We start from the raw sequence: 8,246 nt of genomic DNA on the forward strand, positions 1-8,246 counted from the left end.
CGATCGCTTAAGCAAAGCCTGGTCGCCTGTGAGCCACTTAAATGCGGTGAAAAATAGCCCTGAATTGCGTGAAGCCTATCAAGCTTGCTTGCCATTGCTTTCTGAATATAGCACTTGGTTAGGGCAACACGAAGGCTTATACCAAGCCTATTTACAGCTTAAAAATAGCCCCGAATATGAAACCTACAGCGTGGCACAGAAGAAAGCCATTGATAATGCGTTGCGCAATTTCAAATTGTCTGGCATTTCTTTGCCAGCCGAAAAACAAAAACGCTATGGTGAAATCGTGGCGCGTTTATCTGAATTAAGCTCACAATTTAGCAATAATGTGCTAGATGCCACAATGGGCTGGGATAAGGTTATCACGGATAAAAATGAATTGGCAGGCTTGCCAGAAAGTGCTTTACAAGCGGCAAAACAATCTGCAGAAAGCAAAGGGCTAGAAGGTTATCGCTTCACTCTTGAGTTTCCAAGCTATTTGCCGGTGATGACCTATTGTGAAAACCGTCAATTGCGTGAAGAAATGTATCGCGCTTTTGTAACTCGTGCTTCAGAACAAGGCCCGAATGCAGGGAAATGGGATAATTCCGTCATTATGCAAGAGATCTTAACTTTGCGCGTTGAGTTGGCGAAATTGCTTGATTTTGAGCATTACACCGAACTTTCTCTTGCCACTAAAATGGCTGAAAATCCGCAACAAGTGTTGGATTTCCTCGATAATTTGGCAAGCCGTTCCAAAGCACAAGGACAACAAGAATTAGCGGAATTAGAAGCGTTTTGTAAAACTCACTTTAATATTACCGCACTTGAGCCTTGGGATATTGCGTTTTACAGCGAAAAACAAAAACAACATTTATACGCCATTAATGATGAAGAACTTCGCCCTTATTTTCCCGAAGATCGCGTACTTTCAGGCTTATTTGAGCTGATTAAACGCTTATTCAACATTCGTGCTGTTGAACGTTTTGATGTGGACACTTGGCATAAAGATGTACGTTTCTTTGATTTGATTGATAGCCAAGATCAAGTGCGCGGTAGTTTTTATTTAGACTTATACGCCCGTGAAAATAAACGTGGCGGTGCGTGGATGGACGATTGTGTTGGTCGCCGCCGTAAAGTCGATGGCACAATTCAACAGCCAGTGGCTTATCTCACTTGTAACTTTAACGCACCAGTGGGTGATAAACCTGCGCTTTTCACTCACGATGAAGTCACCACCTTATTCCACGAATTTGGACACGGTATTCATCATATGCTCACGCAAATTGATATCGCAGATGTGGCGGGCATTAATGGCGTGCCTTGGGACGCAGTGGAATTACCAAGCCAATTCTTAGAAAACTGGTGTTGGGAAGAAGAGGCGCTTGCCTTTATTTCAGGGCATTATGAAACGGGCGAACCGCTACCAAAGAAAAATTGCAACAGTTGCTTAAAGCGAAAAACTTCCAAGCGGCAATGTTCGTGTTACGTCAGCTTGAATTTGGGCTATTTGATTTCCGTTTGCATCATTATTTTGATGCGAACCAACCCAACCAAATTTTAGACACCTTAAAACAGGTAAAAGATGACGTTGCCGTCATCAAAGGTGTGGATTGGGCAAGAAATCCGCATAGCTTTAGCCATATTTTTGCCGGCGGTTATGCCGCGGGCTATTACAGCTATTTATGGGCGGAAGTGCTATCGGCAGATGCGTTCTCGCGTTTTGAAGAAGAAGGCATTTTCAACCCCGTAACCGGACAATCTTTCCTTGATGAAATTCTTACCCGTGGTGGTTCAGAAGAGCCAATGGCGTTATTCAAACGCTTCCGCGGCAGAGAACCGCAATTAGATGCCTTGTTAAAACATAAGGGAATTTCAACTCAATAGCATTCACTTCTCCTCAGGGTGCATAGCTAAGATCTATGCACCTCATTCATCATATCTATAAATATCACCACTAAGCATTATTGAAATAGCATTTCATAGAATCTTCCTCATTCTTAAAATATTTTTTGATAATAATTCTTATTTATAATAATATTAATGAGAATTATTACTAATAAGGAGATGTTTTATGGAAATGAAGAAAACTATTCTATGCACGCTCAGTTCATTATTCTGCATAAGCTGTGCTTCTGGCGGCGGTGGATTTGAAGTGGAGAATGCTAACCCACCTAATGTTATTACTGATAATCAGCCTGCTAAACCTAGTTATGTCAATGAAAATAACGGCAAAAAACTAGAATCTCCTGCACCAGAGGATCTAAGTGAAATGGCTTGGGTAGCCACAACCCCTTGGGGAGCTGGCGGAGGCGGAGATGTTTTTGTAATGAATAGTGATTATGAATATGTAAAAACCCAAAACGCATCATTAGCGATACACGCACTAACCTTAATCCAGCAGATTATGATGTTCTATTATTTAAAGGGGATTATCCTCTCACTCAAGATCATCAAGCCCATTCAGAGTCTATTCAAGTTATTGATGAAAATGGCAAAAAAGTATGGAAAAGAGCGGTGAAAGATATTTCACAAGTCTTTCCTATAGAGGACAAAGAGAAAGGCACAACCTTGGTTTTTTATTCTACAGAAGATCGTGTTAATTACATTTATCTCAAAATTACAGAGTATGGTGATGCAAAAGTCGGTTTTATTGAATTAATTGAACAAGATCCCAAAACCGTTCTTCCTAGAGGGCAAAGCTATAACAATATTTTTATGCCATTCGCGAAAAAACAATGGATATGCCGGTGAAAGGAAAAGTAACTTATAACGGTGTTTGGGAATATGCAACCTATACCCCAGAAAAAAGTAGTGGTAGTGGTTCATACCACGAAACTGGCCAGCAAGCTGGAGGAACATCAAAACAAACAAAGCTGTTTTACTGTTGACTTTTCAAGTAAAACAGTAAGCGGACAACTTGATGCCATTGATAAAATAATAAACGAATTGTTTATGATATTAATGCAACAATTACAGAAAATGGTTTCCGTATAATGCTACAAAAAATAGTCAGACCACCCTCTTTGTTAATGAAGGAAATAGCAATCCCCCATTACCCGAAAACGCAAAAGTATTAGGCTCCTTTGCAGGTAAAAAGGCAGAACAATTAGCGGGACGAGTATGGTCAGAAAACAATCATTTCGCTGGCGTTTTTGCGGCCAAGCAAAATTCAGAAGAAGGGGTTGAAACTGACGGTAAGCGTCTAAATGCTCAAACCCTCTCTTTCACTAATGAAGGAGATAGAAGCACCTTTGCTGAAAATAAACCACAATCGCAAAATTTTCTGGCGATATTAATACGCTTCAAATTGATGGCATTTTGGTTAATTTAGATACCACTAAAACAGACAATATATGCTGCGGAAATTTTACCTTTTTACGTTTTGGCATTGAAAACCACGAAATAAAACAAGTAGATAATCAAACTGATAAGAGAGGTAATCTATTTGTACAAGGCTATGTTACGCCTATTTCTGAAATTCCTTCAACTGGTGAAGTAAAATACCTCGGGCATTGGTATGGATTTGGTAAAGGTCAAGCTACTAATGTATCAAGACGTTATCAAGATGCTGAATTTACAGCAAATTTTGCTACTCACCAAGTATCGGGCGAATTGAAAAATAATGGCGAAACGCCAGCCGTAAAATTTGAAAACCTCGCTATAACAGACAATGGCTTTACTGGAAAAGCAAATCTCGCCGTACACGATGGTAATACTACGGGATCTGGTTCTGTTATTACTGGTGAAGCAAATGTCGTTGGTCATTTTTACGGTACAAACGCCAATGAAATTGGGGGAACTGTAATCAAAGAAGACAAAACTTTCGGTGCCGTTTTTGGTGGGAAACAAATTCAACAATAAAAGGAAATGACAATGTCAGCAAATAACACTATTTTTCTAATAAACAGAATAAATTCGTTTTTTGTCTTTTTTGTACCGCACTTTATGCTCAAGCTAATAATCAACAAAATGTTTTAGAAGAGCCTGATTCCACAACACTAGAGACAATTTATGTTAAAGAAAAATTTGAAAAACAGAAACAAAACGTTTCAGGCTTAGGAGAGGTACGCAAGAATCAGGCTCAAATACAAAATGAGCAAATAGAAAACATTCGCGATATCACCCGCTACGATCCCGGCATCTCCATTACCGAAGCAGGAGGACGAGGAACAACGCGGGGATTCTCTATACGCGGTGTTGACCAAGATCGCGTAGCCATTGATCTAGATGGATTAGGTGCTTCATCAACCTTAAAAAGACATGATGCGAGCGGTACATTTTCAATGTTATCAGCCTCTTCAAAAAATGATGTTGAATATGAAGATCTTCGACTTCTTGATCTGCGAAAAGGGGCATCATCTGCAGAATCGGGTAGTGGCGCATTAGGCGGTGCGGTATCAATGGAAACAAAAAATGTTGATGATTTTTTACAGCCCGATCAATCCATAGGTGGCCGTTTTAAAGCCGACTATACCTCTAAAGATAAGCGTAAATTATACAGTGGTGGACTCGCTTTCCGAGCTGGGAAATTCGATGGATTTGTGCAATATTCTCATCGTAATGGTCATGAAGTTCAAGCTCATAAAAATCTTTATAAAGGAAGCCTTTTCATTGCTAATTACGCCGATCCTGTCGATCCTATTATGAATAAAAAGGACGTTGGGTGAGTATGGAAGAAGTTAGTGGAGTACGTCGCCGTATCCCGAATCCACTCGATTATGAAAGTGATTCATTACTCAGTAAATTTGGCTGGCATTTTACCCCACAACATTACTTAGGTATCGTAATAAATCGGACTAAACAACAATATAAAATGCGCGAAATGCAGCGCCCAAACTATTATAATGGTCGAGAGAAGCATCTGATTAATGGCGTACTCTACTCTGAATCCCCTTTCTATGATGAAATATCAACAAAACGGATTCAATATACCCCTTCACAATTTTATTTTGATACACATCAAAATAATAGAATTGGATTAGAGTACCACTTTGATGCAAAAGATGAAGCCTCTTGGCTAAACTCTGCGGTGGTTCGTTTTGATAAGCGTGATCTGATTATGCAATCAGAAGTGAAACGTCTAAATTGTGCTAAGTGGCCTTCAGTCGATGCGAATTGCTGGGCAACTGAAGATGGGCAAAAATCTTGGCATCATATCGTTAATAGCAAACAAACAGACTATCGTTTAGATCTCAATTTAAATAAGCTCTGGGAATGGGGAGAAGCAGGACATGATACCCGCGTTGTTCTCGGATCTATATTTAGTAAACATCATTTTTATGATTATGATCGCTTTAGCGATATCATTTATAAGCGTGTCGCCTCAGGGCCTATTGAACTTGATAGTAATCAGCATAGTGATTTTCACCCAATTACCCCAATAAAAAGTCGCCATTATTTTATTGGTATCAGCGATTCCATCACACTAGGGGAAAAATGGTTTATCTCTAGTGCATTACGTTATGATCACTATCAATTTAAAGGTAACCCAACCCTTGAGGAGCAACAACGTTCTATTCAATTCAAGCAAAGTAAATATCAAAACCTCTCTTGGGATTTTGGTGTCAAATACCAAATTATCGAGCCATTAGCCTTCACTTATCGCAATAGTAGTGGATTTAGAGTGCCTTCTGTTTACGAACAATTAGGGCCAACGCTTAATGCTAACGGTCATTCAGTCCAAGGAAAATTAGATAAAGAGTACTCTCGCAACCAAGAAATAGGCGCTGAATTTGAATACAAAGCATTACGTCTAAAAAGTAGCTATTTCTGGGCAACTTATAAAAATATGATTGCACTCGCTTCTTTAAAACAACCTACGGGACAAGGGCGAGGCGATTTATTCTATTACAATACACAAGATATCAAAGTGCGTGGCTATGATATTAGCGCGAATTTAGATCTCTATAGTTTATGGGCGCGTTTCCCTGAAGGGCTTAATCTATTTGCTAAAATCAGTAAAACACAGCAAATTGGCGGGCCAGCTAAAATGCCTGAAAAATATGAAGGAAGAGCATACTCCCTTGATTCTCTTCAACCGCTACGATTGGTATATGGACTATCCTACCTCTCACCAGAAGAAAAATGGGGACTCAACTTCGTTACAACCTATTCGAAAGGAAAAGATAGTGGGGAGCTTGTGGCTCAAGATAGCTCACCGTTAGGCGTGATAGAAGAAAGCCGTTCTCATATTAAAACAAAATCTTGGATTATTGCGGATCTCACAGGACATTATCAATTTAATAAATATATGACATTCCGAGCTGGTATCTACAATTTATTTAATTATCGCTATGTGACTTGGGAGTCTGCTCGACAAACAGTATGGAATGGCAGTTTAGAAACTAATTTAGATACCCCAAACTACTCTGTCGTAGCCGCCCCTGGACGTAACTTTTTTGCAGGACTAGAAATTAAATTTTAATAAGTGATTAAATGCGGTATGCCATAGGCATACTGCATTTTATTGAGTAATGAGCAATGAAAAAAATAATATTCCTAATTATTCCCCTTACTCTATCGAGTCAAGTATGGGCTTTACCACAAGATATAACTATAAAAGAAGCCCCTGAATTAAATTACGAGGCTATCAATATTCATAATTCTTCCTCTTATTGGCAAGATACCCCAAAATCCTCTTCAGAACCCCGTAAAATTAAGGCAGAGCAATTGCGTTATGCGCCTGAATTACTACAAAGAGTAATAAACATTGCAGTTCAGCAAGAACATATTCCACTACTGACAAAAATTCTTCCTATCTATGAAACAAGTGCTAACCCAAGCCCAATTATCATCGCTTATGCAAAAGGGTTAATAGCAAAATCAACACAGCAATATCCCTTAGCCATAAACCAATTTACAAAAGTAGAAAAACTCCAGCCTAATTCAGAAAAAGCCATTTTTCATCGTATTGACAGCCTACTGCTAGATCAACAAATCTGGCTGGCCTCAAAACTTGTTCAGCAGCATCTATCAACACCCTCTCTACCATTCCGTCTTCAACTAGAGAAAATAGATCAATATCTCCAATCTCGTAAAGAATGGAAATACTATCTTAAAATCGAATTTCTCAATGATAAGAATATTAATAATGCACCAGATAAAGCAAAAGTTGGCTCATTTTCATTCGAAAAGCCCCTTGCAGATAAAGGGTTAAGCTATCAATTTGGCAATCAAAAAACTTTTTTTATGCCAAATGGTTTTTATACTCAATGGCAAACTGATTTTATCGGCAAAATATACCGCACTTATCACCAATACAATGATTTTTATGGGCGAATAACGATGCCTTTCGGCTATGCCAATTATCATCATCAATTTACACTAGAGCCTTATACAGGACTACGCATTTTTGCCGAAAAGCCTTACACTAATCATTTTGGTATAACAACCAGCTGGCAATATCAATGGACGAACAATTTTCGCAGTAAAATTGCATTTAATTATGCAACTGAACGGTATCGGCAGAAACAATATAAACATCTCACAAACTACACACAAAATCTATCGTTGAGTGGCACTTGGACAATTAACTCAAAATGGTATGCTGGCATCTCTGCTGAGATAGGTAAAAAATATGCCACCGATTATCCACAAGATCGATATATAAAATATCGGGCCAATATCAATATAGGCTATCAAAACCAAAATATTGGCGCTCGTTTACGCCTTGCTCGCGAACAGAAAAACTACCAAGCACCATTCTACTGGGGATTAAGTGGTAATGCCAAACGGCAGGATCGCGAAACACAATTTTCAGCATCAATCTGGTCCCCTCATATTCAATTTATGGGGATAATGCCAACATTAGGTTATAACTATCAACGTGTAAACAGTAACAGCTTAAATATTCCTTATCACAAACATAGCATCACATTTGAAATACAAAAAATATTTTAATGTGAATTCTCCTCTTAGCTTCTATGAGTCTTGGCGTTAATTAAGATAGTAAAAATCCCAAAGGAGAGCATTTGAGCTAGAAATTTAGGCCTATGCTCTCCTAAATAAGTAAAATTTATATTCAATGTAAAAGTATAAAAGTGCGGTTGTTTTTCCTACATTTTAGGCTAACAAGGAATTACCTGATATTTATCACGTTATGACAATAATGGGATAAATTAAGGGGCTGTAGTAGATTAGCCCTAAATTTCACACCATTTTCGCAATATTTTTAACTGCTCTTTTGGTGTCCCAAAGTTAAACCGAAATTCACATTCCTTCAAGAATAAAGGAAAGTTTTTTCGGTTAATTCCATTATATTTTCG

At 38.5% G+C, this 8,246-nt stretch carries 6 protein-coding genes and 2 pseudogenes; 7 read left to right on the forward strand and 1 reads right to left on the reverse strand.

The genetic code is table 11. From position 1 onward, the window contains the following. From prlC to C3Z13_RS09800, 7 genes and pseudogenes are all read left to right on the forward strand, one after another. A pseudogene (prlC, locus tag C3Z13_RS09765) lies at nt 1-1,866 on the forward strand (oligopeptidase A); the annotation flags it as partial. Nucleotides 1,867-2,053: 187 nt separating this feature from the next. Further along, nucleotides 2,054-2,500 (forward strand): hypothetical protein, encoded by a 447-nt coding sequence (locus C3Z13_RS09770; RefSeq protein ID WP_103855795.1) that lies wholly within the window; start codon nt 2,054-2,056, stop codon nt 2,498-2,500. Further along, nucleotides 2,497-2,733, forward strand: coding sequence for a hypothetical protein (locus tag C3Z13_RS09775; RefSeq protein WP_103855796.1), 237 nt, complete (start codon nt 2,497-2,499; stop codon nt 2,731-2,733). The genes C3Z13_RS09770 and C3Z13_RS09775 overlap by 4 nt, the downstream gene beginning before the upstream one ends. A gap of 567 nt (nt 2,734-3,300) precedes the next feature. Continuing rightward, nucleotides 3,301-3,843: a transferrin-binding protein-like solute binding protein gene (locus C3Z13_RS09785; protein ID WP_181022051.1), complete on the forward strand. Its 543-nt coding sequence runs from the start codon at nt 3,301-3,303 to the stop codon at nt 3,841-3,843. A 224-nt stretch (nt 3,844-4,067) separates the two neighbouring features. Continuing rightward, nucleotides 4,068-4,649, forward strand: a complete 582-nt coding sequence (locus tag C3Z13_RS09790) for a TonB-dependent receptor plug domain-containing protein (protein ID WP_281258789.1) — start codon at nt 4,068-4,070, stop codon at nt 4,647-4,649. Nucleotides 4,650-4,651: 2 nt separating this feature from the next. Beyond that, on the forward strand, nt 4,652-6,406 hold the full coding sequence (locus tag C3Z13_RS09795; protein WP_103855800.1) for a TonB-dependent receptor domain-containing protein: 1,755 nt from the start codon (nt 4,652-4,654) through the stop codon (nt 6,404-6,406). Nucleotides 6,407-6,462: 56 nt separating this feature from the next. Continuing rightward, nucleotides 6,463-7,881 (forward strand): surface lipoprotein assembly modifier, encoded by a 1,419-nt coding sequence (locus tag C3Z13_RS09800; protein WP_103855801.1) that lies wholly within the window; start codon nt 6,463-6,465, stop codon nt 7,879-7,881. A gap of 242 nt (nt 7,882-8,123) precedes the next feature. Here C3Z13_RS09800 and C3Z13_RS09805 read toward each other — a convergent pair. Then, a pseudogene (locus C3Z13_RS09805) lies at nt 8,124-8,246 on the reverse strand (IS1595 family transposase); the annotation flags it as partial.

The sequence above is a fragment of the Avibacterium endocarditidis genome (assembly GCF_002921145.1).
Lineage (GTDB): Bacteria > Pseudomonadota > Gammaproteobacteria > Enterobacterales > Pasteurellaceae > Avibacterium > Avibacterium endocarditidis.